Origin of the sequence: Mycobacterium sp. (assembly GCF_035506235.1) — a bacterium.
In the GTDB taxonomy this organism is placed as follows: domain Bacteria; phylum Actinomycetota; class Actinomycetes; order Mycobacteriales; family Mycobacteriaceae; genus Mycobacterium.
On the sequence record NZ_DATJPU010000161.1, the window covers coordinates 50,031 to 74,517 of the forward strand.

Sequence of the window (24,487 nt, forward strand, 5' to 3'; positions counted from 1 at the left end):
GACTACTGGTCATTTTTGCGCCGATTCGCCGTAGTATTCGGCTAGGGCACCGAGTACTCAAGCCTCGATGTGGTCGTAAGCAAGGAGGCGGGGATGGCACAGCAAGCGCAGGTCACCGAGGAACAAGCGCGGGCCCTCGCGGAGGAATCCCGCGAAAGTGGCTGGGACAAACCGTCGTTCGCCAAAGAACTCTTCCTTGGCCACTTTCCGCTGGAGCTCATCCATCCGTTTCCCAGGCCGTCTGAGGCCGATGAAGAGCGCACCCGCGCCTTCCTCGGCCGGTTGCGGGAGTTCCTCGACAACGTCGACGGCAGCATCATCGAACGCGACGCGCAGATTCCGGATGAATACGTGAAGGGCCTGGCCCAACTGGGCTGCTTCGGCATGAAGATACCCGCCGAGTACGGCGGCCTGGGCATGTCGCAGGTCGCCTACAACCGTGCGCTGGTGATGGTTTCGTCGGTTCACCCCAGCCTCGGCGCCCTGGTGTCGGCCCACCAGTCGATCGGGGTGCCCGAGCCGCTCAAACTCGCCGGGACCCCCGAACAGAAGCAGAAGTTCCTGCCGCGATGTGCCGCGGGTGCGATCTCGGCGTTTTTGCTCACCGAACCCGACGTCGGCTCCGACCCCGCGCGCCTGGCGTCGACGGCGACACCGGTCGAGGACGGGAAGGCGTACGAGCTCGAGGGCGTGAAGTTGTGGACGACCAACGGCGTGGTCGCCGAGTTGCTGGTCGTCATGGCGCGCGTGCCCAAAAGCGACGGGCACCGCGGGGGCATCAGCGCGTTCGTCGTCGAGGCCGATTCGCCCGGGGTCACCGTCGAGCGGCGCAACACGTTCATGGGGTTACGCGGCATCGAGAACGGCGTGACCAGGCTCCATGGCGTGCGGGTACCTGCCGAGAACCTGATCGGCCGGGAAGGCGACGGCCTGAAGATCGCGCTGACCACGCTCAACGCCGGGCGGCTGTCGATCCCCGCGAGCGCGACGGGGTCGTCGAAATGGGCGCTGAAGATAGCCCGCGAATGGTCCGGCGAGCGCGTGCAATGGGGCAAGCCGCTCGCCAAACACGAAGCGGTGGCGCGCAAGATCTCGTTCATCGCCGCCACCACGTACGCGCTCGATGCGGTGCTCGAGCTGTCCGCCCAGATGGCCGACGAAGGCCGCAACGACATCAGGATCGAGGCGGCGCTGGCCAAGTTGTGGTCCAGCGAGATGGCCTGCCTCATCGCCGACGAGCTCCTGCAGATCCGCGGGGGGCGTGGCTACGAGACCGCGGAGTCGCTGGCCGCGCGCGGGGAGCGCGCGGTGCCGGCCGAGCAGGTGGTGCGCGACCTGCGCATCAACCGCATCTTCGAGGGGTCGAGCGAGATCATGCGGTTGCTCATCGCGCGAGAGGCGGTCGACGCCCACCTGACCGCGGCCGGTGACCTCGCCAAGCCGGACACCGGTCTGCGGCAGAAGGCCGCCGCGGCCGTCGGCGCGAGCGGTTTCTACGCAAAGTGGTTGCCGCAGTTGGTGTTCGGTGAAGGGCAGCGGCCCACCGCGTACGGCGAGTTCGGCCCACTGGCGTCACACCTGCGGTTCGTCGAAAGATCCACGCGCAAGCTGGCCCGCAACACCTTCTACGGGATGGCGCGCTGGCAGGCCAAACTCGAGCAACGGCAGGGGTTCCTGGGCCGGATCGTCGACATCGGCGCGGAGCTGTTCGCCATGTCCGCGGCGTGCGTGCGCGCCGAGGGGCAGCGGGCCGCCGACCCTGTCGTCGGTCAGCAGGCGTACGAGCTGGCGGGAACGTTCTGTGAGCAAGCGACCCTGAGGGTGGAGGCCCTGTTCGAAGCGTTGTGGTCCAACACCGACAGCAGCGACGTCCGATTGACCCGTGACGTGCTGGCAGGCCACTACACCTGGCTGGAGGACGGCATCATCGATCAGTCGGAAGGCACCGGACCGTGGATCGCGAACTGGGAACCGGGGGCGTCGACCGAGACCAATCTGGCGCGCCGATTCCTGACCTGATCGCACTGGCCCGGACGTCGATTTGATGCGGCGGGCAGAATCGTCGCCATGGCCTCCTATGTCGCCCCGGCGGGGGAATTCACCCGTGACACCAACTACATCACCACCCGCATCACCGCCGACGGACGCGACGGTTACCCCGTAGAGCCCGGCCGGTATCGGCTTGTCGTGGCCCGCGCCTGCCCGTGGGCCAACCGCGCGATAATCGTGCGGCGGTTACTGGGCTTGGAAGGCGCTCTCTCCATTGGGTTTTGCGGTCCCACGCATGACGAGCGCAGCTGGACGTTCGACCTGGACCCGGGCGGCGTCGACCCGGTGCTGAAGATCCCGCGGCTGCAGGACGCGTACTTCAAACGCTTCCCCGGCTATCCCAAGGGCATCACGGTTCCGGCGATCGTCGACGTGCCGAGCGGCGCGGTGGTCACCAACGACTTCGCGCAAATGACCCTGGATCTGTCGACCGAGTGGCCCGCCTACCACCGCGACGGCGCCCCGCAGCTCTACCCCGAGTCGCTGCGCGACGAGATCGACGAGGTGAGCAAGAGGGTCTACACCGAGATCAACAACGGCGTCTATCGCTGCGGCTTTGCCGGCTCGCAGCAGGCCTACGAGGCGGCCTACGATCGGCTGTTCGCCGCGCTGGACTGGGTGAGCGATCGCCTCTCCGCGCAGCGATATCTGGTGGGCGACACCATCACCGAGGCGGACGTCCGGCTGTTCACCACCCTGGCCCGCTTCGACCCGGTCTACCAGGGGCACTTCAAGTGCAATCGGAGCAAGCTTTCGGAAATGCCGGTGTTATGGGCTTACGCGCGTGACCTGTTCCAGACGCCGGGTTTCGGCGACACCGTCGACTTCGTCCAGATCAAGCAGCACTACTACATCGTGCACGCCGACATCAACCCCACCCGTATCGTGCCCAAGGGCCCCGACCTGGCCGGCTGGCTGACCCCGCATGGGCGACAGGCGTTGGGCGGCAGGCCGTTCGGGGACGGCACCCCGCCCGGGCCGCCGGTCGAGGGAGAGCGAGTGCCGGCCGGGCACGGCGCCTAACGTTCGGTTACGCCCAACGTCGAGTTGTTGCGGCAGATCGTGCCGATCTGGCGCAACAACTCCACGCTCGACTGGTCAAAGTGGGTAACCCCCCGCGAGCAAGGCGCGATGCACGCGCGCAACGACGACTTGGGGTCGGTTTCGCACCATCTCGGCGCTGACGCGCACGATCTCCCAGCCCCGCGCCTGGAGTTCGGCCAGTCGATCGATGTCCCGGCTTCGCTGCGCGGGATCGGTCCAATGTTGCGCGCCGTCGAATTCGACGCCGACCTTCCACTCCTCCCATCCCATATCGATCCGCGCCATGACCCCACCCCACGCGTTGAGCACCTCGATCTGGGTCTGGGGTCGGGGCAACCCTGCGCTGACGAGGGCCAAGCGGGTCGTCGTTTCGTACGGCGACTCCGAGCCCCCATCGACTAGGTGCAGCACCCGTCGCAACTGAACCAACCCGCGCGCGCCCCGATGGCGCTCGGCGATCAGCTCGATGTCGGCTGCCTTCACCCCGGTCGCATGCATCAGCGCGTCCAACCGAATCACGGCCGTAGTCAAGCCCTTTCGTCTACCGAGGTCGAATGCCGTGCGTGCCGGCGTGGTCATGCGAATGCCGTCGCGCACACACGTTTCGTCATCGTCCAAGGTGTCACTGTGCAAAATGATGCCGCGCGCCTTATCGCGGCCGGGCCGGTTCAGCTCGGCCGGCAGCCAGTCGTCGATCCATGCCGTGCGTTGCAAGGCCGCTGCGGATAAGCCCGCCACCGTCGCGGTCCGACCCGACCACAGCCACGCGCCCACCGCGCGGGTTACGGGCGTCAACTTCCGGCCGCGGGGGACGTAGACGTTGCGATGGACCATCTCGAAATCGGTCCGTAACCGATGCCGGGTGAGGACCCCTGCCGCGAGCGCGTCGGTGCCCCTGAATGGCCACTCCAGGATTTCCATGCGCACACGGTGCCGGTCAGCACCGACATGGTCGGCCCAACGTCGACTTGTGGTGGGAAATCACCCAAATCCGCGCAACAACTCGACGCTGGACGGGCAGTTAGGAGGTCAGGCGCACTGACCATTCCGCGTGCGGAACGGCGCGGATCGCGGCGGTGTCGTTTGATTGGCTGTCGTCGATCACCAACGTCAGCAACTGCACGACGATTCCGGTCAGCCGCCCGCGCTGGGGGTCGACCGACGGGATGGTCACCGCAAAGCGGCTGCCCGGCCGAAACATCGTCATGGTGGTGTTGGCGGGATCCTCATAGACCCGCAACAGCCGCCAAGGCGCCCGCGCGATCGCTTGGGGAACCGAAAGTTGCACCGGGTAGCGCTGGTTGAACGGCAGCTCGCCCTGGGCCTGCGGCGTCTGACAGTCGTTGAGGTTCAGCACATTGCAGTACAGGTACGGCCCGACCCGGGTCAGGTGCCCGTGCGAGTACGCGCTGATCTCGGGTCGCTGCGCACCGGGCTGCCGCACCAGCAGCCACGCCCCGACCCCCGCCCCGAGGCACGCCAGTGCCACCAGGGCCGCGACCGACAGGACCGCACCGCGCTTCACTCAGGCACCGCCGCCGGCCTGCCGGCGCCCTGGCGCATGCCCTCCTGCTCGACCATGACGGGCCGATTGCCGCCGAGGCCGGGGATCAACGAGTTGCCGCGGAAGCTGACGAGGGTCTGCGCCAGGCCGAGGATGAGCAGGGCGCTGACGGCGGTGAAGCCGACCCACAGTTCCGTGTACACGAGCACCCCCAGCGCGCCGCCCAGCACCCACGCCAGCTGCAGCGTGGATTCCGATCGCCCGAATCCCGATGCGCGCGATTCCTCGGGCAGATCGTTCTGCAACGAGGCATCCAGGGAGGCCTTGGCGATCGCACTGGACCCGGAGGTGACCAGGGTGGCGATCACGGCCGCGGGCAGGGTGCCCGCCACCGAAGCGGCCAGCGCGACCGCGCACACCGCCACCGTGCAGCGCACCACCAGCACGGCCGGCCTGCCCAGCTTCAGGCGCGCGCTGGTGAAGTTGCCCGCGAAATTGCCGATGCCCGCCGCGGCGCCGATCATGCCCAGCATGGCCAGTTGCGCCCAGCCGTTGGATTGATGCGCCTTGGCGACAAACGCCGGGTACAGGAACAGGAAACCGACCATCACCTTGATGGTGCAATTACCCCACAGCGAGGTAATGATGTTGCGCCCCAATGGTTGCCGAAGTGTCCCGCCGACCTTCTTGACCTCCTCGGGCCACCCTCGCCGCGGCGGGCCGCTGTCGTTGCGGTAGCTCAGGGTGGCCGGGACCTCGCCCGCGGTCACCTCGACCCAGCGCGGGATCCGCATCGAGAGCAAGGCGCCGGCGATCGTGACGGCGACGACGACGAACAACGCGCCGGGCAGCTTGAACAGGTGGGTGCAGACGAACTCGACGCCGCCGGCGATGGCGCCGCCGGCGATCGTGCCGCCCAGGAGGCCGAATACGGTCAGCCGGGAGTTCACCCGCACCAGGTCGATGGTCGGCGGCATCACCCTCGGCGTCACCGCGCTGCGCAGCACGCTGAACGACTTGGAGAGCACCATCATGGCCAGCGCACACGGGTAGAGCACCATCGACGGGTAGCTGCCCGTCGCGCCGTCGTAGTTCATGATCAGTAACACCGCCAGCGCGGTGCGCAGCGCGAACGACAGCGCCAGCGCGACCCGCCGGCCGTGCTGGAGCCGGTCCAGCGCCGGACCGATGAGCGGCGCGATCACCGCGAACGGCGCGATGGTGATCAACAGGTACAGCGCCACCTTGGACTTGCTCTCCCCGCTGGCCGCGGCGAAGAACAGCGTGTTGGCCAGCGCGACGGCCATGGCGGCATCCACCGCAAAGTTGGCGACCACCGGCCACGTCAGCGCGGTCAGGCCGGACTTGTCCGCGCCGTCGGCGGTGGCGGCCCGCTGCACCATCCAGTACATGCGGGAACCCATCTCGCGGCTTCGCATCGCCGCGGCGCGGGTGACCGTGATGCGCTCGGCGGCGCCGGGACCGCGCGGGGGCGCCCCGCTGCCGCGGTCCGGCTCCGACTGCTCGCCCAGCGGCGGCAGATAGCGGTTCGCGCTCGGCATCGGCGGTGGACGTCGGGACCGGTGCCTGCCGGCGTCGTCGGCCGGGTAGTTGGCCATGCCCGGATGCTGGCTGGCCGATCCCTTGACGTCCGGACGGGTTCGGCGACCCGGGTTCGAGGCCACCCGACCCCGATCATCACGTCGCCGTCCGGACACGAATCAATTCTGTCTTATGCCGACGGGCAACCGGGCGTGGCTCGCCAACCTAGTATGAGAGACGCACTGTAGTCCGATGGTGGTGACCCGCCGCGCCCGGCTACGCCGCGCTTGCGATCGCCACCAGAGAGGGGACAGCGTGACCGGACCCACTGAAGAGTCAGTGGAACCCGCCGCGACGACCGTGGCCGAGTGGCCCGACGAGTTGGCGGCCGTGCTCACGGGTGCGGTCGACAGGGCCCGGGCAGCGGTCGAGGAGTTCGCCGGCGCTGAGGCCGTCGGAGACTACCTGGGCGTCAGCTACGAGGATCCGAACGCCGCGACCCACCGGTTCCTGGCGCACCTGCCCGGTTACCAGGGGTGGCAATGGGCGGCCGTCGTCGCCGCACCCCCCGGCGCCGACCACGCCACGATCAGCGAAGTGGTGCTGATCCCCGGGCCGACGGCGCTGCTGGCACCGGAATGGGTGCCCTGGGACCGACGGGTGCGGCCAGGCGACCTGAGCCCCGGTGACCTGCTGGCGCCCGCCGCGGACGACCCGCGATTGGTTCCCGGCTACACCCTCAGCGGTGACGCAGAGGTCGACGAGACCGCCGCGGAAATCGGGTTGGGCCGGCGCTGGGTGATGAGCTCCGCCGGCCGCGCCGACGCGGCCGAGCGATGGCACACCGGCGACTACGGTCCCGACTCGGCGATGGCCCGGTCAACCAAGCGGGTGTGCCGCGATTGTGGTTTCTTCCTGCCGCTGGCCGGATCGCTGGGCGCGATGTTCGGGGTATGCGGTAACGAGCTGTCCGCCGATGGGCACATCGTCGACAAGCGGTACGGCTGCGGTGCCCATTCGGACACGCCGGCCTCGGCGGGCACCGGCTCGCCCGCGTACGAACCGTACGACGACGGCGTGCTGGACGTCGCGGAGAACTCGCCGCCGCCCGAACCGCCGGAGCCGGAGTCGCCGCCGGATTCTCCGTCCGAGCCGACGGAGCCGGGAGACTAGCCCCGCTCCGCGGCCGCTTTGATGTTTGCCAGGGAGGCGTTCATCCCCTCGAGCAACTCGCGTTCGAAGTTCGCGGTCCCACCGAAGAGCGCGTTCACCGACAGGTTCGAAAACGCGCTGACGCCGTTCTCGGCATGACGGCTCTCGATGACCCGCGTGCCCTGGCCGCTGGGCTCAAGCTCATAGCTCCAAACGGTGCGGTTGACGTCGACCCGGAACGCCAGCCTCTTCTCGGGGATGACCTCGACAACGGTGCAGGTGGTGGGCCAGAACATGCGGTTGCGGCGGTTGAGGTTGAGGGTGCGGGTGCCCGCGCGGAGCGGCCCGAGGGGCCTCATCCAACGGCACTGCGGGCTCCATTCCGGCATCCTGTGGAAGTCGGATATCAACGCCCAGACTTTCGATGCCGGTGCGTTGATGTCGACGTGCGTTTGTAGTAGCGGGGCGACCATCGGTCCTCCATCGGGCGAATTCATTTGCGGTCGAGGTAGGTTTCCAGCCCCGTCTGCGCACCGCGGGCGCCGCGGCGCGCGGCGGCAAGCTGCAAGACGAAGATGCTCGTGCCGACCAGCCCGATCCCCAGCCCGCCCAGCGCCACCGGGCGCCAACTCTGCAAGGCGGGCACGACGAACGTCAGCGCCGCGCCGACCAGCCAGGCCAGGAAGCCGACCGCGATGACGGGCCACACCTCGAGCAGTGCCCGCGGCAGTGGCGGCGCCTCGGGGGTCTGGCCGGGTTCGACAGACATCGCGATCAACATACCCGGCGACGATCGGCCCCGGAAGCTTGCCGATCGCCGATGAGGACCAAAGTCCATTGATGCCACTTTCGTATCCCGCATTCGTTGCGTTACGTGTAACCTCGCGCCATGCCTGACAGCGACGCCCGGCTGGCCAGCGATTTGTCGCTGGCGGTGATGCGGCTGGCCCGTCAACTGCGGTTCCGCAACCCGTCATCGCCGGTGTCGCTGTCCCAGTTGTCGGCGCTGGCGACGCTGGCCAACGAGGGCGCGATGACCCCCGGCGCGCTGGCGATTCGCGAACGCGTGCGTCCGCCGTCGATGACTCGGGTGATCGCCTCGCTGGCCGAGATGGGTCTGGTGGACCGCGCCCCGCACCCGGTCGACGGGCGGCAGGTGCTGGTCTCGGTGTCCGAGTCCGGCGCCGAGCTGGTCAAGGCGAACCGTCGCGCCCGCCAGGAATGGCTGGCCGATCGCCTTGCGACGCTGAATGGCGACCAACGCGCGACCCTGCGCGAGGCCGCCGATCTGATGCTGGCGCTGGTCGACGAAGGCCCGTGACCGACGGCTTGGAAGTTCAGGACGTCACCGATCCCGACGACCCGCGCCTCGACGATTTCCGCGACCTGAACAGCGTCGACCGTCGTCCCGATCTGCCGACCGGCAAGGGGCTGGTGATCGCCGAAGGCGTGCTGGTGGTGCAGCGCATGCTGGCGTCCCGATTCACCCCGCACGCCCTGCTGGGCACCGACCGCCGGCTGTCCGAGCTCCAGGACGATCTGGCCGGTGCCCCTGCGCCGTTCTACCGAACGTCGGCCGAGGTGATGGCTCAAGTGGTCGGCTTTCACCTCAATCGCGGCGTGCTCGCGGCCGCCCGGAGGGTGCCTGAACCCGGCGTCGCGCAGGTCGTCGAGGCCGCCCGCACCGTCGCGGTGCTCGAGGGCGTCAACGACCACGAGAATTTGGGCTCGATCTTTCGCAACGCGGCCGGGCTGGGCGTCGACGCGGTGATATTCGGCAGCGGCTGCGCCGACCCGCTCTACCGCCGGGCCGTGCGGGTGTCGATGGGCCACGCGTTGCTGGTCCCCTATGCGCGGGCATCGCACTGGCCCCACGACCTCCTGCTGTTGAAGGAGAACGGATTTCGGCTCATGGCCATGACGCCGCAGCGCGAGGCGTGCGCGCTGGCCCAGGCGATGGCCGCGGCGGTCGACGAACGTGTCGCGGTTCTGGTGGGTGCCGAGGGCCCCGGGCTGACGACCGCCACACTGCGGCTCAGCGATGTGCCCGTGCGCATCCCGATGTCGCGCGGCACCGACTCGCTGAACGTCGCCACGGCGGCGGCCCTGGCGTTCTACGAACGGGCTAGGCTCACGTGGTGAGCGACGAGTCCGTCCCCTGGGCAACGGGTTTGACGGTTTCCGCATTCGTCGCCGCCGTGACCGGCGTCGCCGTCCTGGTACTCAGCCTCGGTCTGATCCGGGTACATCCGCTATTGGCGGTCGGCCTCAACGCCGTGGCGGCGGGTGGCCTGGCGCCGACGTTGTGGGGCTGGCGGCGCACGCCGGTGCTGCGCTGGTTTGTGCTGGGCGCGACCGTGGGTGTGGCCGGTGCGTGGCTGACGCTGCTGGCGATGACGGTCGGGTAGGGGCGCGGCGGGTCCCCACCATCGGAGAGCTAGCGGTGCCCGCCTGAGCGCACCCCGAGCAGCACATCCTCCCAGGCCGGAATGACCGGCTTGCCGCGCCGGGTGTGCACCGGCTGTTCGGGCGGCGCGGCGGGGGCCGCCGGCTCGGCGGCTTCGTCGGAAGCGGGCGGCTCCGCCGCCTCGAAGTCGAGGCGGGCCACCCGGGCGAGCGGCCGCAGCGGGCGCTCGAAGCCCGGGTCGATCAGCTCACTGGCCGCGTCGTCGACCGCCGTGACCGTTCCGCCGTGGGCACCGGGGGCGAAGCTGAAATGCGCGATGTTGTCCGAACGCCCGGCCTTCCAGGCGAGTTGCACGGTCCATCGGCTGTCTTCGTTGCGCCACGCGTCCCAGCTGAGCCTGTCGGGCTCGAGGCCGCGCGCCACCAATGCGGCGCTCACGGTCTCCAGCAGGGTCAGCACGGCGGGCCCGTCGGCGAGCATCGGGTGCGCGGCCGTTGCCAGTTCCGCGGCGCGAGCGCGCTCCAGCAACACCGGGTGGGCGAACCGGCGGATCCGCGAAATGTCGGAGCCCGACGCCGTGGCCACCTGGTCGACGGACGCACCGGCGCGGATCCGGGACTGAATCTCTTTGGGGCTCAGCATGTTGGTGACTTGGATGTCGAGTGGCGGTTGCTCCGGCGGTGGCGACTCGCCGCGGAGGACGGCCCGGAGTCTCTCATCGGCCGCCAGTTTGAACCGTTCTGCGGGGTTATCACCCTCGCAGAGGATGTATTTGCCCTCGTCATTGAGACCAACCACTTTGAGTTCCCGCATGGCTTCTCCTCGGAGGCTCCGCGCCGGTCAGCGACGGACCCGTCAGGTCCGCACTCTAGTGCAGCCGACGCCGGTAACCCGTTCTGACACGCTGACGGGTTGCGGGCTGATGACCGGGACGTTAAAGCCGCTCGACCACCCAGTCGACGCACTGCGTCAGGGCGCTGACGTCGTCGGGGTCGACGGCGGGGAACATCGCCACCCGCAACTGGTTGCGGCCCAGTTTTCGGTAGGGCTCGGTGTCGACGATGCCGTTGGCCCGGAGGGTCTTGGCGACGGCCGCGGCGTCGACGTCGTCGACGAAGTCGATCGTGCCCACCACCTGAGACCGCAACGCGGGATCGGCGACGAACGGGGTGGTGTAGGGCCGCTCCTGGGCCCAGGAGTACAACCGCTGCGAGGAGTCCGCCGTGCGCTTGACCGCCCAGTCGAGGCCGCCGTTGCCCAGCAGCCAGTCCAGCTGCTCGGCCATCAGCGCCAGGGTGCCGATCGCCGGGGTGTTGTACGTCTGATTCTTCAGGCTGTTTTCCACGGCTATCGGCAGCGACAGGAAGTCGGGAACCCAGCGCCCGGAGGAGGCGATCGACTCGACGCGCGCCAGCGCGGCCGGGCTCAAGATCGCCAGCCACAGCCCGCCGTCGCTGGCGAAGTTCTTCTGGGGCGAGAAGTAATAGGCGTCCGCCTGGGTGATGTCGACGGGTAGGCCGCCCGCACCCGAGGTCGCGTCGATGAGGACCAGCGCGTCTCCCGAGCCGGCGGGCCGGTGGATCGGCACCGCGACCCCGGTGGACGTCTCGTTGTGCGCCCACGCGATCGCATCGACCGACGGGTCGGCTTGCGGCTCGGGGGCGGTGCCGGGATCCGACTTGACGATGATGGGGTCGCCGACGAACGGGTTCTTGGCGACCGCGGAGGCGAACTTGGCGCTGAACTCGCCGAAGGAGAGATGCAGCGACCGCTTGTCGATCAGCCCGAAGGCGGCGGCATCCCAGAACGCCGTCGCGCCGCCGTTGCCCAGGATGACCTCATAGCCGTCCGGCACCGAGAAAAGCTCGCTCACTCCCGAGCGAACCCGACCCACCAGATCCTTGACCGGCGCTTGCCGGTGCGACGTGCCGAACAACGGCGCGGCGGTGGTGGTCAACGCCTTGAGCTGCTCGGGTCGGACCTTGGAGGGGCCGCACCCGAAGCGGCCGTCGCGGGGTTTGATGTCGGAGGGGATGTCGAGCTGATCAGCCATGTCAGCCAGCCTAATGAGCGACCCGAAGGCGGCGCCGCCGCGGGCCGTGCGGGCGGCCTGGATGTGAGTCAGGCCACACCGAATGTGTGACCACTGGTCAGGCCACAGTGCCTCGGACGGGTCTAGAAAATATCCGGTACCTGCGGTACTGTCTGGACATTGCACGTCCAAATGTAAACCTCGCTGGGGAGGCTTGGGATGGACAAGACGCGAATGGTCCGGCGTTGGCGACGCAACATGGAAGTAAGCGACGACGCCGAGTACGTGAACATGCTTGCCACGCTGTCCGAGGGGTCGGTGCGGCGAAACTTCAATCCCTACACCGATATCGACTGGGAATCAACGGAATTCGCGGTGACGGAGAACGACCCGCGCTGGATCCTGCCGTTGACCGATCCGTTGGGGCGGCATCCCTGGTACCAGGTCCAGTCAGAAGAGCGCAAGATCAAGATCGGCATGTGGCGGCAGGCCAACGTGGCCAAGGTGGGGCTGCACTTCGAGTCGATCCTGATCCGCGGCCTGATGAACTACACGTTCTGGGTGCCCAACGGGTCGCCCGAATACCGCTACTGCCTGCACGAATCGGTCGAAGAGTGCAACCACACCATGATGTTCCAGGAGATGGTCAACCGCATCGGCGCCGACGTCCCCGGCATGCCCCGGGTGCTCAAGTGGCTCTCGCCGCTGGTTCCGCTGGTCGCCGGCCCGCTGCCGGTGGCGTTCTTCATCGGGGTGCTCGCCGGTGAGGAGCCCATCGACCACACGCAGAAAAACGTGCTGCGCGAAGGCAAGTCGTTGCACCCGATCATGGAGCGGGTGATGGCGATTCACGTGGCCGAGGAAGCGCGGCACATCTCATTCGCGCACGAGTTCTTGCGCAGGCGGTTGCCGGAACTGACCAAGAGGCAGCGGTTCTGGACCGCACTGTACTTGCCGCTGACCATGAAGATGTTGTGCCGGGCGATTGTGGTGCCGCCCAAGGCTTTCTGGCATGAGTTCGACATCCCGCGCGAGGTCAAGAGGGAACTGTTCTTCCGGTCCCCGGAGTCGCGCAAGTGGCTCAGTGACATGTTCGGTGATGTGCGGATGCTGGCTTACGACACCGGCCTGATGGAAACGCGGTCCGCCCGGCTGATGTGGCGCCTCTGCAAGATCAACGGCAAGCCGTCGCGTTACCGCAGCGAGCCGCAGCGCCAGCACCTGGCCGCCGCACCGGCCGCATAGGACTGCGCGGGTTCTTTTATGCCGCACGTTATTACCCAGTCGTGCTGCAACGACGGCTCCTGTGTTTTCGCGTGCCCGGTGAACTGCATCCACCCGTCACCGGACGAGCCGGGGTTCGCCACGTCGGAGATGCTCTACATCGACCCTGTGGCGTGCGTGGACTGCGGCGCGTGCGTGAGCGCGTGCCCGGTCGGCGCCATCGCGCCCGACACCCGGCTGGACACCAAGCAGCTGCCGTTCGTCGAGATCAACGCGTCGTTCTACCCGGAGCGGCCCGAGGGCGAGAAGCTGCCGCCCACCTCGAAGCTGGCCCCGGTGATCCCCGCCGCTGAGGTGCGCGCCCGCCGTAGGCCATTGACCGTGGCCATCGTCGGCTCCGGCCCGGCGGCGATGTATGCCGCCGACGAGCTGCTCACCCAACATGGCGTGCGGGTCAACGTCTTTGAGAAGCTTCCGACGCCCTACGGGCTGGTGCGCGCCGGGGTGGCGCCCGACCACCAGAACACCAAAAGGGTCACCAGGCTTTTCGACCGGATATCCCGCCACCGGCACTTTCGCTTCTACCTGAACGTCGAGATCGGCAGGCACCTGAGCCACGCGGACCTGTTGGCCCACCATCACGCCGCGCTGTATGCGGTCGGTGCGCCCGATGATCGTCGCCTGAACATCGACGGCATGGGTCTGCCGGGCACCGGGACGGCCACCGAGTTGGTCGCGTGGCTCAACGGGCATCCCGAATTCGCCGAACTGCCAGTCGATCTCGGCCATGAACGGGTGGTGGTCATCGGCAACGGCAATGTCGCCCTCGATGTGGCCCGCGTCCTCACGGCGGACCCCGACGACCTGGCCCGCACCGACATCTCCGACCACGCGCTCGACGCGTTGCGGCGATCGGCGGTGCGCGAGGTGGTGATCGCGGCCCGGCGCGGACCCGCCCATTCGGCGTTCACCCTGCCCGAGCTGATCGGGCTCACCGGCGCAGCCGATGTCGTGCTCGACGCCGGCGATCACCGGCGGGTGGCAAGCGATCTGGCCGGCGTGTCGGACCCGTTGACCAAGAACAAGCTGCTGATTCTCAGCAAGCTCGGCGACGGTTCTGCGCCGGTGTCGCACCCGCGAATTCGGCTGGCCTACGAGCTCACGCCGCGACGCGTGCTCGGAGAGCAGCGCGCCACCGGCGTGGAGTTCGCGGTGACCGGCACCCAGGAGGTGCGCCGGCTGGAGGCGGGCCTGGTGCTGACGTCGATTGGCTATCGCGGCAAGGGGATTCGAGGTCTGCCCTTCGAGGAATCGGCGGCCCTCGTGCCCAACGACGCCGGCCGTGTCGTCGACCCCGGCTCCGGCCGTCCGGTGCCCGGCGCCTACGTCGCGGGCTGGATCAAACGCGGACCGACGGGATTCATCGGCACGAACAAGTCCTGCTCCCTGCAAACCGTCCAGGCGCTGGTGGCCGATTTCAACGCCGGCAGGCTGACCGACCCGGCCGCGACGCCGGACGCTCTGGACGAGCTCGTGCACGCGCGCCGGCCCGACGTCGTCGACTCCGCGGGGTGGCGAGCGATCGACACCGCGGAGATCGAGCGCGGCGGCCACGACGGCCGGCCGCGCAACAAATTCACCGATGTCGCCGACATGCTCGCCGCAGCGGCCAGCGCGCCGGCGCCGCCACGGCGACGCCGGCTGCTGGCCCGGCTGCTGGACTCTTAGCCCGGCTGCCCGGACATCGCCGCGGTGATCTCCTCCATGCTGACTTCACGCACCGGCTGCCCCAGCGACCAGCGGTGTCCGAACGGGTCGGCGACGACACCGTAACGGTCACCCCAGAACTGGTCCTGCAACGGGGCCACCACGCTGGCGCCGGCGTCGAGGGCCCGCTGGAAAGCGGTGTCCACGTCGGTGACCGTCAGGTGGATGGTGACCGGGGTTCCGCCCAGGGACCTGGGCGTCATCGACTTGCCGCCACACGTCTCCGGGAAGTCGTCGTTGAGCATCACGGTGGAGCCGTTGATGTTCAGCGCGGCGTGGACCAGCCTGCCGTCGGGACCGGGCACCCGGCCCAGCTCCACGGCGCCAAAGGCCTTGACGTAGAAGTCGATCGCCGCGGCGGCGTCGTCGACGACGAGATGCGGGGACAGTGCGGGTTCGATGTTGGTCGCCATTGGTGGTCTCCTTGGTGTCGGTGTCGAGGCCAGTTCCAGACCGGCTCACGGATACTGACCCCGGCCGCGACGAGAATTCATCGCGGTCGCAACCATTCAATCGCCGACCACCGACAACTAACGGACACGAGCGTGACCACAGTGCGAAAAATTGGGGGCCGAAGTTCGCAGCGCCGTTACGTTCGCCGATCTCAGGCGTGGGTGAGAACCCGGTCCCAACCCTCGACGGCTTCCGGGCTCCGCGGGCCCGGCCCCACATAGATGGCCGAGGGGCGGACCAGCTTGCCCAGCCGCTTCTGCTCGAGGATGTGCGCGCACCACCCGGCGGTGCGTCCACAGGTGAACATCGCGGGCATCATGTTGGCCGGCACCCGGGCGAAGTCCAGGATGACCGCGGCCCAGAATTCGACGTTGGTCTCGATGGCCCGGTCCGGACGCCGCTCGCGCAGCTCGGCCAGCGCGGCCTGCTCCAGCGCGACGGCGACCTCGTAGCGCGGGGCGCCCAGCCGCTCCGCGGCCGCCCGCAGCACCCGCGCCCGCGGGTCCTCGGCGCGGTAGACGCGATGGCCGAATCCCATCAGCTTGTCGCCGCGGTCCAGGATCGACTTGACCAGGCCGCGGGCGTCGCCGGTGCGCTCGACCTCCTCGAGCATCGGCAGCACCCGGGCCGGCGCCCCACCGTGCAGCGGGCCGCTCATCGCCCCGATCGCCCCCGACAGCGATGCCGCGACGTCCGCACCGGTTGAGGCGATCACGCGGGCGGTAAACGTCGAGGCGTTCATGCCGTGCTCGGCGGCCGATACCCAGTAGGCGTCGATGGCCTCGACGTGCCTGGGATCCGGTTCGCCCTGCCAGCGGGTCATGAATCGCGCTGTGACCGTCGGGCATTCGTCGATGACTCGCTGCGGCACGGCGGGCTGATAGATGCCGCGCGCCGACTGCGCGACATAGGATAAGGCCATCACCGAGGCCCGGGCCAGCTGATCGCGGGCGGTGGCGTCGTCGGTGTCCAGCAGCGGCTTGTAGCCCCAGATGGGCGCCAGCATGGCCAGGCCCGCCTGCACGTCGACCCGCACATCGCCGGTGTGGATCGGCAGCGGGAAGGGCTCGGCGGGCGGCAGCCCGTGTCCGAACTTGCCGTCGACCAGCAGCGCCCACACGTCGCCGAACGTGACCTGCTGAGTCACCAGGTCTTCGATATCCACGCCGCGGTAGCGCAGCGCGCCGCCGTCTTTATCCGGCTCGGCGATCTCGGTGGTGAACGCCACCACGCCCTCCAGGCCGGGGACAAAGTTTTCGGGCACAGTCATACGGAAATTCTCGCACCCCACCGCCGGGCGGATGCTACCGGCCGGTAGCGACCCCCGGTAGCGTTGGCGCAATGGCAGGACCGGGCCCCGGAGCAGGCAAAGAACACCTGGAGGCAATGCGCGCGGAGTACGGGTCGGTCGAAAAGGACGGCAGCCCAGACCTGGACGCGGATTGGCTGGCGGACGGATGGCTTGCCCTGTTCCGCAAGTGGATTGACGACGCCGAGCGCGCCGGCGTGGCCGAGCCCAACGCCATGGTGCTGGCCACCATCGCCGACGGCCGGCCGGTCAGCCGATCGGTGTTGTGCAAGAGCGCGGACGAGACGGGAATCACTTTTTTCACCAACTACGACTCGGCCAAGGCCTTTGAGCTGGCGGCGACGCCCTACGCGTCGGCAACCTTCCCCTGGTACCTGCTGGGCCGGCAGGTGCACGTCCGCGGCCCGGTGACCAAGGTCGACCAGCAGGTCACGGACGACTATTGGTCCAAGCGGCCGCGCGGCTCACAACTGGGTGCCTGGGCGTCACACCAATCGCGGCCGATCGCGTCGCGCGCGGCGCTGCTGGACCAGCTCGCCGAGGTCACCGCGCGCTTCGCCGGCGCGGAACGCGTCCCGGTGCCGCCCAACTGGGGCGGCTACCTCCTGGCGCCCGAGGCGGTCGAATTCTGGCAGGGGCGGGAAAACCGGGTGCACAACCGGATTCGCGTCATAGGGGCTCGGGTCGAGCGCCTTCAGCCCTGAAAGCGCGCCGGGCTGCGCCTGCGGGAGCCGTGGTATGACGCCCGTCACGTCCCGAAGTCACCGTGGCTCAACCGCCGATGGCCGCGAAAACGGCGGACCCGACCCCGGGCAGGCGCGTCGTCCCGATAACGACTACCTTCAGCTGTAAGCACCGAGTCAGGGCAGCTAAGCCAGCCAGAGCGCAAAGGGGTTCTCGTGGCCGACACCGACAACACCGCAACTCTGAAGTACCCAGGGGGCGAGATCGACCTCGAGGTCGTGCAAGCCACCGAAGGACCCGATGGGATTGCGCTGGGCTCCCTCCTGTCCAAGACCGGCTACACGACGTTCGACAACGGCTTCGTCAACACCGCCTCGTGCAAGAGCTCCATCACCTACATCGACGGCGACGCCGGCATTCTGCGCTACCGCGGTTATCCGATCGAGCAGCTCGCCGAGAAGTCGACCTTCATTGAAGTCAGCTACCTGCTCATCTACGGGGAGTTGCCGAGCAAGGAGCAGCTGGACGAGTTCACCAACCGCATCCAGCGGCACACCATGCTGCACGAGGATCTCAAGCGCTTCTTCGACGGGTTCCCGCCCAATGCTCACCCGATGCCGGTGTTGTCCAGCGTGGTGAACGCGTTGAGTTCCTACTACCCGGACGCGCTGGACCCGATGGACAACGGTCAGGTCGAGCTGTCGACCACCCGCCTGCTCGCCAAGCTGCCCACGATCGCCGCCTACGCCTACAAGAAGTCGATCGGACAGCCCTTCCTCTACCCGGACAACTCGCTGAGCCTGGTGGAGAACTTCCTGCGGATGACGTTCGGGCTGCCGGCCGAGCCGTACCACGCCGACCCGGAAATCGTGCGGGCGCTGGACATGCTGTTCATCCTGCACGCCGACCACGAGCAGAACTGCTCGACGTCGACGGTGCGGTTGGTGGGCTCGTCACGGGCCAACCTGTTCACCTCCATCTCCGGCGGCATCAACGCGCTGTGGGGTCCGCTGCACGGCGGCGCCAACCAGGCGGTGCTGGAAATGCTCGAGCAGATCCGCGAGAGCGGCGACGACGTCGGCGAATTCGTCCGGAAGGTGAAGAACCGCGAAGCCGGCGTGAAGCTGATGGGCTTCGGGCACCGCGTCTACAAGAACTACGACCCGCGGGCCCGGATCGTCAAGGAACAGGCCGACAAGATTTTGGGCAAGCTGGGCGGCGACGACTCGCTGCTGGACATCGCGAAGGAACTCGAAGAGGCGGCGCTCACCGACGACTACTTCGTCGAACGCAAGCTCTACCCGAACGTCGACTTCTACACCGGCCTGATCTACCGGGCCCTCGGTTTCCCGACCCGGATGTTCACCGTGCTGTTCGCGCTCGGGCGGCTCCCCGGCTGGATCGCGCACTGGCGCGAGATGCACGACGAGGGCGACAGCAAGATCGGCCGTCCGCGCCAGATCTACACCGGGTACACCGAGCGCGACTACGCCAGCATCAACGACCGCTAACTGCGGCTGCTCGCCAGGGAGGCCAGCACGGCCATCGCGGCGTTGTGGCCGCCGATGCCCGATACGGCCCCGCCGCGGCGGGCGCCCGAGCCGCACAACATGATTCGAGCGTGCGACGTGGCCACCCCCCATTGCCGAGCCGGGGTGTCCAGCGGGTCGTCGTGAGCGGTGAACGGCCAAGTCAGGCCGCCGTGGAAGATGTTGCCCGCGGTCATCCGCAGCGTGCGGTGCAAGTCCAGGGTGGTCGTCGTCTCGATGCACGGCCGGCCCTGCGCATCGCTCATCAAGACATCCTGAATCGGCTCGGCCAGAACGGAATCCAGCGAGGCCAACACCGACTCGGTCAGCCGGTCACGCAGGGCGCCGGAGTAGTCGCCGTCGAACAGCGAGTGTGGAGTGTGCAGGCCGAACACCGTCATGGTGTGGGCGCCGGACTCGCGCAGCTTTGCCGACAGAATGCTCGGGTCGGTCAGCGAATGGCAATAGGCTTCGCAGGGCAGCGGATTCGGGATGTGCCCGCCGGCCGCGCGCGAATACGCGCTGTCCAGTTGGGTCCAGGTCTCGTTCGCGTGGAATGTCCCGGCGAACGCCTGCTCGGGTGTGACGCCGTCGTCGCGCAACCGGGGCAGGCGCCGCAGCACCATGTTGACCTTGACCTGCGCGCCCTGGGCCGGGGTCGGCGGTCGCTCGCCGAGCAGGCCGGCCAGGATCGTCGGTGTGACGCCGGCCAGCACGAACCGGCCCCGCACCGAGTGCTCTTCGTCGCCGCGGCGGTAGCGCACCCGGCCCTCGGGGTCGATCGCGAAAACGTCTGCGCCGGTGATTATTTCGGCACCGTGGACGCAGGCCGCCGACGCCAGGGCCGCGGTCAGCGAGCCCATCCCGCCGACGGGGACGTCCCAGTCCCCGGTGCCGCCGCCGAGCACGTGGTACAGGAAGCAGATGTTCTGCCGCAGCGACGGGTCGTCGAGTGGGGCGAACGTGCCGATCAGCGCGTCGGTGGCGATGACGCCGCGGACCAGGTCGTTGCCCACCGCGTCGGTGATGGCGCGGCCGATGGGCTCGTCGACCATGGCCCGCCATGCGGCCGCCGCGCCGGGATCGCCGCCGTCGATCACGTGCCGGCGGGCCTGCTCCCGGGTGCGCAGCGGCTCGAGCAGCGTCGGCCAGAGCCGTTCGGTCACCAGCCGGCATCGCTGGTAGAAGGAGGCGAAACGGCCCTCGTCCTCGGCGGCGCCGACGGCCCGGAACGTCCCGGTGCGCCCGATCAGCAGCCCGCGGCGGCCCCCGGTCGCGGGATCAGGCGTATAGGACGAATACGGCCGGCGAGCCAGTCGCACCACGGCGCCCAGGTCGTTGAGGATGCGGGCCGGCAGCAGGCTGACCAGGTAGGAGTAGCGCGACAACCGGACCCCGACACCGTCGAAGGCCTGCGCCGAAACCGCGGCCCCACCGAGGTGCTCCAGCCGCTCCAACAATCGCACCCGCAGGCCGGCCCGGGCCAGGTAGCCGGCCGCGACCAGCCCGTTGTGGCCGCCACCGACGACTATGGCGTCGAAGGCGCGGACATCCCCGGGGTCGCTCAGCTCAGGTAGCCCTCGACCTCGTCGGGCGGGCGGACCTGCGCCTCGCGGGGGTCACCACCGCTTTCGCGCAGCGCCCGACGCTGCCGCAACAGGTCCCAGCACTGGTCGAGCTCGACTTCCACCCGGCGCAGGCGATCATGCTCCTCTGACGTGCTGATGTCGCCGCGCTGCAGCTGCGACCGCAGCGTGTTCTCCTCATCGACGAGGCCGCGGATGTGAGCCAGGGTTTCGCTGTCGGTCGGTTTTCTGCCGTCTGCCATGGCTCCAGTGTGCCCGACCTGGCAGGTATCGCCGCGTCGAATCGGTAGGCTGCATATCGCCCGCAGGAAGAAAGTGCGGGTGGCCAATGAGGGAGGGGCAATAGTGGGGTTAGGCACGGATTTGCGGCAGGCGCCCGCAGATACCGACTCGCGGCAGGATCCGGAATTGCACCGGCGGTCGCTCGGCCTTCCCTGGCTGATTGCCGTTGTGGTTATTCCGCTGTTGATTGCCGCAATCGGTCACGGCGCGTTCGAGCGACCCCGATCCGCTCATGGGGCGGCGGGCGGGGTGCCGACAACGTCGCCGTCGAGCAGGTCCGCCGCCCCGAAGTTGTCCCTGGCGCCGCTTTCAATTACCCGCAGGGGCAATGACTTTATCGTCAACGGGGATTTCCCCGACGACTCCGCGAAAGCTGCCTTGCTGAGGGCCCTTAGCGGCGCGCTGCCACCGGGCGGCAGCATCGTCGACCAAATAAACATCAATCCCAATATCGACGCGCTCGACTTCTCAAAAGCCGCACCGATTTTTAAAGACAGCGCCTCGATTCTCGATTTCAGTCTCACGGTCAGCGGGGAGACCATCACGTTGGCCGGTACCACCCCATCGCAAGACCAGAACAACATCGTCCACCAGGAGGCGGTGCGTACCTGGTCCAAGCTGAATGTCGTTGACAATCTTGTGGTTAACGCGGCGGTTCCGCCCCCCGCTCCGCCCGCCGCGCCCGCCTCCGTGCAGTGCACCGACCTGCAAGTGGCGACCATTGCCGTGACGAGCGGCCCGATCGCGTTCGGAAATGACGGCTTTAGCCTGACGCGGGCCGACGAGCCCATACTGACCCAGGTGTCGGACAAGCTCAGGGCATGTCCGATGGCACATGTGACGCTGAACGGCTACGCCGACAATTCGGGCATCGAGGCGATCAACATTCCGTTGAGCACCCAACGGGCCCAGAAGGTCGCCGATTTTCTTGTCGCCCATGGCGTCGCGGGCAGTCAGCTGGTCGTCAAGGGCCTCGGTTCGGTGAACCCCGTCGCCCCCAACGACACCCCCGAGGGTCGTGCCAAGAATCGCCGCGTCGAAATCGTTGTCAGTTAAGGAGATTTGGCATGGATTTCGTGATCCAGTGGTTGTGGTATCTGCTCGCATTCGTGGCGGGCTCGGCTGTTGCTCGAGTGATCGCCAACGTCACGAACAAACGCGTCGGCGTTGAGGACGTCCCCGCCTCCTCGACCGGTCCTGGGATAGGCGAGGAGCGATGAGCCACGTGCACTGGTTGCTGTTCGGCCTGTCCTTCGTGATCGGTTTGGTGTTGACCCTCACGCTGGCGGTGCGCCCAGCCAAGCGTCAGATGTCGGTGGCGGCGCCGGCCGATGCGTTGGCCGCCGCGGCGGATGTCGAGCCCGAGCCGCCGACGACCAGGACTTCCGCTCCGTACGAGTTCTTTGCGAGGGACGTCCCAGCCGACGACGAGCCGCCGGCCACGGGGGTCCCCGTCGAAGAAGACTCGCCGACGAGGCAGATCCCCGTGGAGGACGAGCCGCCGACGACGCTGATTCCGGTCGAGCAGGAACAGCCGACGACGACGATCCCCGTGGAGCAGCAGTCGCCGGCCATGGAAATCCCCGTTGCGGAAGAGGCGCCGGCCACGGGGGTCACCGTCGAGCAGGAACCACCGACGACGCTGATTCCGGTCGAACAAGAACACCCGACGACGACGATCCCCGTGGAGCAGGAGTGGCCGGCGACGGAGATCCCCCTCCAGGAAGAGTCGCCGGCCACCCAGATCCCGGTTGCGGAAGAGCCGCCGACGACGGAGATCCCGGTTGCGCAAGAGCCAAAGACTCCGGAGGCGAAACAGCCGCCCAAGACCAGGTTCTCGTTCCTCAGGAAGTTCCTGCCCAAGCGGGCACGGGCTGACAAGGAGCCGAAGGCCAAGCGCCTGGCGGCGAAGAAGGCTCCGCCGAGGAAGGCTCGTCCGGCCGTCCAAGGGTCTGCGGCGAAGCGGATCCCGGGCGCGAGAAAGGCGCCGCCGAAGAAGGTGCCACCGGGCAAGAAGATTCCGCCCGGCAAGAAGGTTCCGCCCGCCAAGAGGATCCCGCCCGGCAAAAAGGCCCCGGACGCCGTCGGGCGCCCGGCGAAGAAGGCGCCGGGTGGTAAGCATTTGCCGCCGAAGAAGCTGCCGGGCGCCATGGAATCGCCCACCAGAAGGACCCCCGTCTTGCCGTATGAGCCCTACGGCCCGGGCTCGGCTCGCGCCACCCCGGATGGCGGCGGCCCGGCGGGATGGCTGGTGAAGGGGCGTTCGGATACCCGGCTTTACTACACCCCCAACGACGAGCCTTACGATCCGACCGTCGCCCAGGTCTGGTTCAAGGACGAAGAGTCCGCCGCGCGCGCCTGTTTCACTCCGTGGCGCAAAAGTTCGAGGAAGTGACGCCCCCCAACGGGCCGAACGCGGAGTTGTCGCGCCAGTAGGGCGCCATTTCGCGCAGCGAGTCGATCGTTCGGCGCGGCGTTAACTCGGCGCGGGGATGCGCAGCAAGAGCCGCGCGCCGCCCAACGGGCTGTCCTCCAGCGAAGCAGTCCCGCCGTGCAGGTGGGCCTGCTGGGCCACCAACGCCAGCCCCAATCCCGAGCCCGAATGCGAGGCGGTCGACCCGCGCGAGAATCGCTCGAAGACCACTCGGCGCTCGGCCTCGGGAACCCCGCCGCCGTTGTCGTCGACGGCGATTTCCACCCCGGCCCGCGAGCTGACCGCAGACAGCTGAACCCGAGTCGCGCCACCGTGTTTGACGGCGTTGGCGATCGCGTTGTCGACGGCCAGCCGCAACCCGGCCGGCAGCCCCACGATGATGCAGGTCGGCGACGGCACCAGCGACACATCGAGTTCCGGGTAGACCCGCATGGCGTCGTGCGCGGCGCGGTCGAGCAACTCGGTGATGTCGACCGGCACGTGATCGTCCGACGTCGACAGCTCGCCCTGGGCCAACCGCTCCAGCGCGCTCAGAGTGGCCTCGATCCGCGACTGGGTGCGGATGACGTCGTTGAGCACCTCTTTGCGCTGGTCGTCGGCCAAGTCCAGGGTGGACAGCACCTCGAGGTTGGTGCGCATCGCGGTGAGCGGGGTGCGCAACTCGTGCGAGGACACCGCCGCGAAGTCGCGGGCCGAGGCGAGCGCCTCCTTGGTCCGGTTCTGCTCGTCCCAGATGCGCTGCAGCATCCCCCGCATCGCCTCGGCGATCTCGACGGCTTCGCTGGCGCCGTGCACCTCGACCCGCGGCGCCTCGTCTCCGGCGTCGATCAACCGCGTCTGCTGGGCGAGCTGTTTGAACGGGCGCACCGCGAACGCGGCCAGCAGCCAGGCGAACACGGCCGCCGCGCCGATGGCGAATCCGCAGATCAGCATCACCCGCCGATGCAGGTTGTTGGTCTCGGCGATGGTGGCGTCATACGTCGCGCCGACGGCCAGCGACGTCGGAACCGGGCCGGGTATCTCCACGGTCCGCACCCGGTAGCGCACGCCCCGGACATAGGTGTCGGCGTAGTCGACGTCCAGCTTTGGCAGCGTGACGTCGGAATTCGACTTGACCAGGTCGCCGCGGCGGATCGTCATGATCGCGTCGCGGTTGTTCGGCGAGCGGGGGATTTCGTCGAGGCCGCGCGGCAGGAAGGGGATGGCGAACCCGGCGGCCTCGTCGAGCCGGCGGTCCAGCCGCTCCTTGCGGTCGTTGGTGATCCCGACCCAGACGACGGTGCCGACGATGAGCACCGGAATCGCGGCGCCGATGGCGGTCGCGACCACGACCCGGGTCCGCAGCGAAGGCGTACGGGCGAAGATCCGGGACAGGACGTTCATGGCTGTGTCATTCGGTCATTGCACAGCTACTGCATTCGCAGCACGAACCCGACTCCGCGGACGGTGTGCAGCAGCCGGGGGCCGCCGTTGGCCTCCAGCTTGCGGC

General features: G+C 68.3%; 25 protein-coding genes and 2 pseudogenes. 14 read left to right on the plus strand and 13 right to left on the minus strand.

What is annotated here, in order from left to right:
* The first annotated feature begins 93 nt into the window (after window positions 1-93).
* Entirely contained in the window at window positions 94-2,019 is a 1,926-nt protein-coding gene (locus VMD50_RS15340; RefSeq protein WP_325428592.1) for an acyl-CoA dehydrogenase family protein, read from the plus strand.
* 48 nt (window positions 2,020-2,067) lie between these two features.
* Window positions 2,068-3,072 (plus strand): glutathione S-transferase family protein, encoded by a 1,005-nt coding sequence (locus VMD50_RS15345; protein WP_325428593.1) that lies wholly within the window; start codon window positions 2,068-2,070, stop codon window positions 3,070-3,072.
* 75 nt (window positions 3,073-3,147) lie between these two features.
* Here the strand turns inward: VMD50_RS15345 and VMD50_RS15350 are convergent, their stop codons facing one another.
* From VMD50_RS15350 to VMD50_RS15360, 3 genes are all read right to left on the minus strand, one after another.
* Entirely contained in the window at window positions 3,148-4,014 is an 867-nt protein-coding gene (locus VMD50_RS15350; protein ID WP_325428594.1) for an endonuclease domain-containing protein, read from the minus strand.
* Window positions 4,015-4,114: 100 nt separating this feature from the next.
* Entirely contained in the window at window positions 4,115-4,618 is a 504-nt protein-coding gene (locus VMD50_RS15355) for a DUF2771 domain-containing protein (RefSeq protein WP_325428595.1), read from the minus strand.
* Entirely contained in the window at window positions 4,615-6,282 is a 1,668-nt protein-coding gene (locus tag VMD50_RS15360; protein ID WP_325428618.1) for an MFS transporter, read from the minus strand. The genes VMD50_RS15355 and VMD50_RS15360 overlap by 4 nt, the downstream gene beginning before the upstream one ends.
* A 172-nt stretch (window positions 6,283-6,454) precedes the next feature.
* Between VMD50_RS15360 and VMD50_RS15365 the strand changes: the two genes are divergently transcribed.
* Window positions 6,455-7,312 carry a DUF3027 domain-containing protein gene (locus VMD50_RS15365; protein WP_325428596.1) on the plus strand — a complete coding sequence of 286 codons (858 nt, stop codon included), beginning with the start codon at window positions 6,455-6,457 and terminating at the stop codon, window positions 7,310-7,312.
* Here the strand turns inward: VMD50_RS15365 and VMD50_RS15370 are convergent.
* Together VMD50_RS15370 and VMD50_RS15375 are read right to left on the minus strand one after the other, a co-directional pair.
* Window positions 7,309-7,764: an SRPBCC family protein gene (locus VMD50_RS15370; RefSeq protein ID WP_325428597.1), complete on the minus strand. Its 456-nt coding sequence runs from the start codon at window positions 7,762-7,764 to the stop codon at window positions 7,309-7,311. The two genes, VMD50_RS15365 and VMD50_RS15370, sit on opposite strands and share 4 nt — an antisense overlap.
* A 20-nt stretch (window positions 7,765-7,784) precedes the next feature.
* A complete protein-coding gene (locus tag VMD50_RS15375) occupies window positions 7,785-8,060 on the minus strand; it encodes a DUF2530 domain-containing protein (RefSeq protein WP_325428598.1) in 276 nt (91 codons plus the stop codon).
* A gap of 120 nt (window positions 8,061-8,180) precedes the next feature.
* Here VMD50_RS15375 and VMD50_RS15380 point away from each other — a divergent pair, with 120 nt between their 5' ends.
* The 3 genes from VMD50_RS15380 to VMD50_RS15390 are packed head-to-tail and all read left to right on the plus strand — an operon-like array spanning window position 8,181 to window position 9,699.
* The gene (locus tag VMD50_RS15380) at window positions 8,181-8,612 is read left to right on the plus strand and encodes an Rv0880 family HTH-type transcriptional regulator (RefSeq protein WP_325428599.1); all 432 of its coding nucleotides are present in this window, start codon (window positions 8,181-8,183) and stop codon (window positions 8,610-8,612) included.
* The gene (locus VMD50_RS15385; protein WP_325428600.1) at window positions 8,609-9,433 is read left to right on the plus strand and encodes a TrmH family RNA methyltransferase; all 825 of its coding nucleotides are present in this window, start codon (window positions 8,609-8,611) and stop codon (window positions 9,431-9,433) included. The genes VMD50_RS15380 and VMD50_RS15385 overlap by 4 nt, the downstream gene beginning before the upstream one ends.
* Complete coding sequence (locus tag VMD50_RS15390) at window positions 9,430-9,699, plus strand: DUF2537 domain-containing protein (protein ID WP_325428601.1); 270 nt, start codon at window positions 9,430-9,432, stop codon at window positions 9,697-9,699. The genes VMD50_RS15385 and VMD50_RS15390 overlap by 4 nt, the downstream gene beginning before the upstream one ends.
* A 29-nt stretch (window positions 9,700-9,728) precedes the next feature.
* On the opposite strand, the gene sepH is transcribed toward VMD50_RS15390, so the two are convergent.
* Together sepH and serC are read right to left on the minus strand one after the other, a co-directional pair.
* Window positions 9,729-10,511, minus strand: coding sequence for a septation protein SepH (gene sepH / locus VMD50_RS15395; protein ID WP_325428602.1), 783 nt, complete (start codon window positions 10,509-10,511; stop codon window positions 9,729-9,731).
* 121 nt (window positions 10,512-10,632) lie between these two features.
* Entirely contained in the window at window positions 10,633-11,751 is a 1,119-nt protein-coding gene (gene serC / locus VMD50_RS15400) for a phosphoserine transaminase (RefSeq protein ID WP_325428603.1), read from the minus strand.
* Between the two features lie 198 nt (window positions 11,752-11,949).
* Between serC and VMD50_RS15405 the strand changes: the two genes are divergently transcribed.
* Both VMD50_RS15405 and VMD50_RS15410 read left to right on the plus strand, forming a co-directional pair.
* The gene (locus VMD50_RS15405; protein WP_325428604.1) at window positions 11,950-12,975 is read left to right on the plus strand and encodes an AurF N-oxygenase family protein; all 1,026 of its coding nucleotides are present in this window, start codon (window positions 11,950-11,952) and stop codon (window positions 12,973-12,975) included.
* 18 nt (window positions 12,976-12,993) lie between these two features.
* On the plus strand, window positions 12,994-14,682 hold the full coding sequence (locus VMD50_RS15410; RefSeq protein ID WP_325428605.1) for an FAD-dependent oxidoreductase: 1,689 nt from the start codon (window positions 12,994-12,996) through the stop codon (window positions 14,680-14,682).
* Here VMD50_RS15410 and VMD50_RS15415 read toward each other — a convergent pair.
* A complete protein-coding gene (locus VMD50_RS15415; RefSeq protein ID WP_325428606.1) occupies window positions 14,679-15,134 on the minus strand; it encodes a VOC family protein in 456 nt (151 codons plus the stop codon). The two genes, VMD50_RS15410 and VMD50_RS15415, sit on opposite strands and share 4 nt — an antisense overlap.
* Window positions 15,135-15,325: 191 nt before the next feature.
* On the minus strand, window positions 15,326-16,444 hold the full coding sequence (locus tag VMD50_RS15420) for a citrate synthase 2 (RefSeq protein ID WP_325428607.1): 1,119 nt from the start codon (window positions 16,442-16,444) through the stop codon (window positions 15,326-15,328).
* 116 nt (window positions 16,445-16,560) lie between these two features.
* Here VMD50_RS15420 and pdxH point away from each other — a divergent pair, with 116 nt between their 5' ends.
* Window positions 16,561-17,187, plus strand: a complete 627-nt coding sequence (pdxH, locus tag VMD50_RS15425; protein ID WP_414686079.1) for a pyridoxamine 5'-phosphate oxidase — start codon at window positions 16,561-16,563, stop codon at window positions 17,185-17,187.
* A gap of 195 nt (window positions 17,188-17,382) precedes the next feature.
* Window positions 17,383-18,678, plus strand: coding sequence for a citrate synthase (locus VMD50_RS15430; RefSeq protein WP_325428609.1), 1,296 nt, complete (start codon window positions 17,383-17,385; stop codon window positions 18,676-18,678).
* Here VMD50_RS15430 and VMD50_RS15435 read toward each other — a convergent pair.
* Both VMD50_RS15435 and VMD50_RS15440 read right to left on the minus strand, forming a co-directional pair.
* Complete coding sequence (locus VMD50_RS15435; protein WP_325428619.1) at window positions 18,675-20,264, minus strand: phytoene desaturase family protein; 1,590 nt, start codon at window positions 20,262-20,264, stop codon at window positions 18,675-18,677. The genes VMD50_RS15430 and VMD50_RS15435 overlap by 4 nt on opposite strands.
* Window positions 20,261-20,524 (minus strand): DUF2630 family protein, encoded by a 264-nt coding sequence (locus VMD50_RS15440; RefSeq protein WP_325428610.1) that lies wholly within the window; start codon window positions 20,522-20,524, stop codon window positions 20,261-20,263. The genes VMD50_RS15435 and VMD50_RS15440 overlap by 4 nt, the downstream gene beginning before the upstream one ends.
* Before the next feature lie 79 nt (window positions 20,525-20,603).
* Here VMD50_RS15440 and arfA point away from each other — a divergent pair, with 79 nt between their 5' ends.
* The 4 genes and pseudogenes from arfA to arfC (VMD50_RS30015) all read left to right on the plus strand — a co-directional run bounded on the left by arfA (window position 20,604) and on the right by arfC (VMD50_RS30015) (window position 22,959).
* A complete protein-coding gene (arfA, locus tag VMD50_RS15445) occupies window positions 20,604-21,620 on the plus strand; it encodes a channel-forming protein ArfA/OmpATb (RefSeq protein ID WP_325428611.1) in 1,017 nt (338 codons plus the stop codon).
* A gap of 11 nt (window positions 21,621-21,631) precedes the next feature.
* Window positions 21,632-21,784: a channel accessory protein ArfB gene (arfB, locus tag VMD50_RS15450; protein ID WP_325428612.1), complete on the plus strand. Its 153-nt coding sequence runs from the start codon at window positions 21,632-21,634 to the stop codon at window positions 21,782-21,784.
* Window positions 21,781-21,870 (plus strand): annotated as a pseudogene (gene arfC, locus VMD50_RS30010) (channel accessory protein ArfC); the annotation flags it as partial. The gene arfB and the pseudogene arfC (VMD50_RS30010), both read left to right, overlap by 4 nt.
* Window positions 21,871-22,137: 267 nt before the next feature.
* Complete coding sequence (arfC, locus tag VMD50_RS30015) at window positions 22,138-22,959, plus strand: channel accessory protein ArfC, sunset domain variant (RefSeq protein WP_475447517.1); 822 nt, start codon at window positions 22,138-22,140, stop codon at window positions 22,957-22,959.
* Between the two features lie 81 nt (window positions 22,960-23,040).
* Here the strand turns inward: arfC (VMD50_RS30015) and VMD50_RS15460 are convergent, their stop codons facing one another.
* A complete protein-coding gene (locus tag VMD50_RS15460) occupies window positions 23,041-24,381 on the minus strand; it encodes a sensor histidine kinase (protein WP_325428613.1) in 1,341 nt (446 codons plus the stop codon).
* A gap of 26 nt (window positions 24,382-24,407) precedes the next feature.
* A pseudogene (locus VMD50_RS15465) lies at window positions 24,408-24,487 on the minus strand (DNA-binding response regulator); the annotation flags it as partial.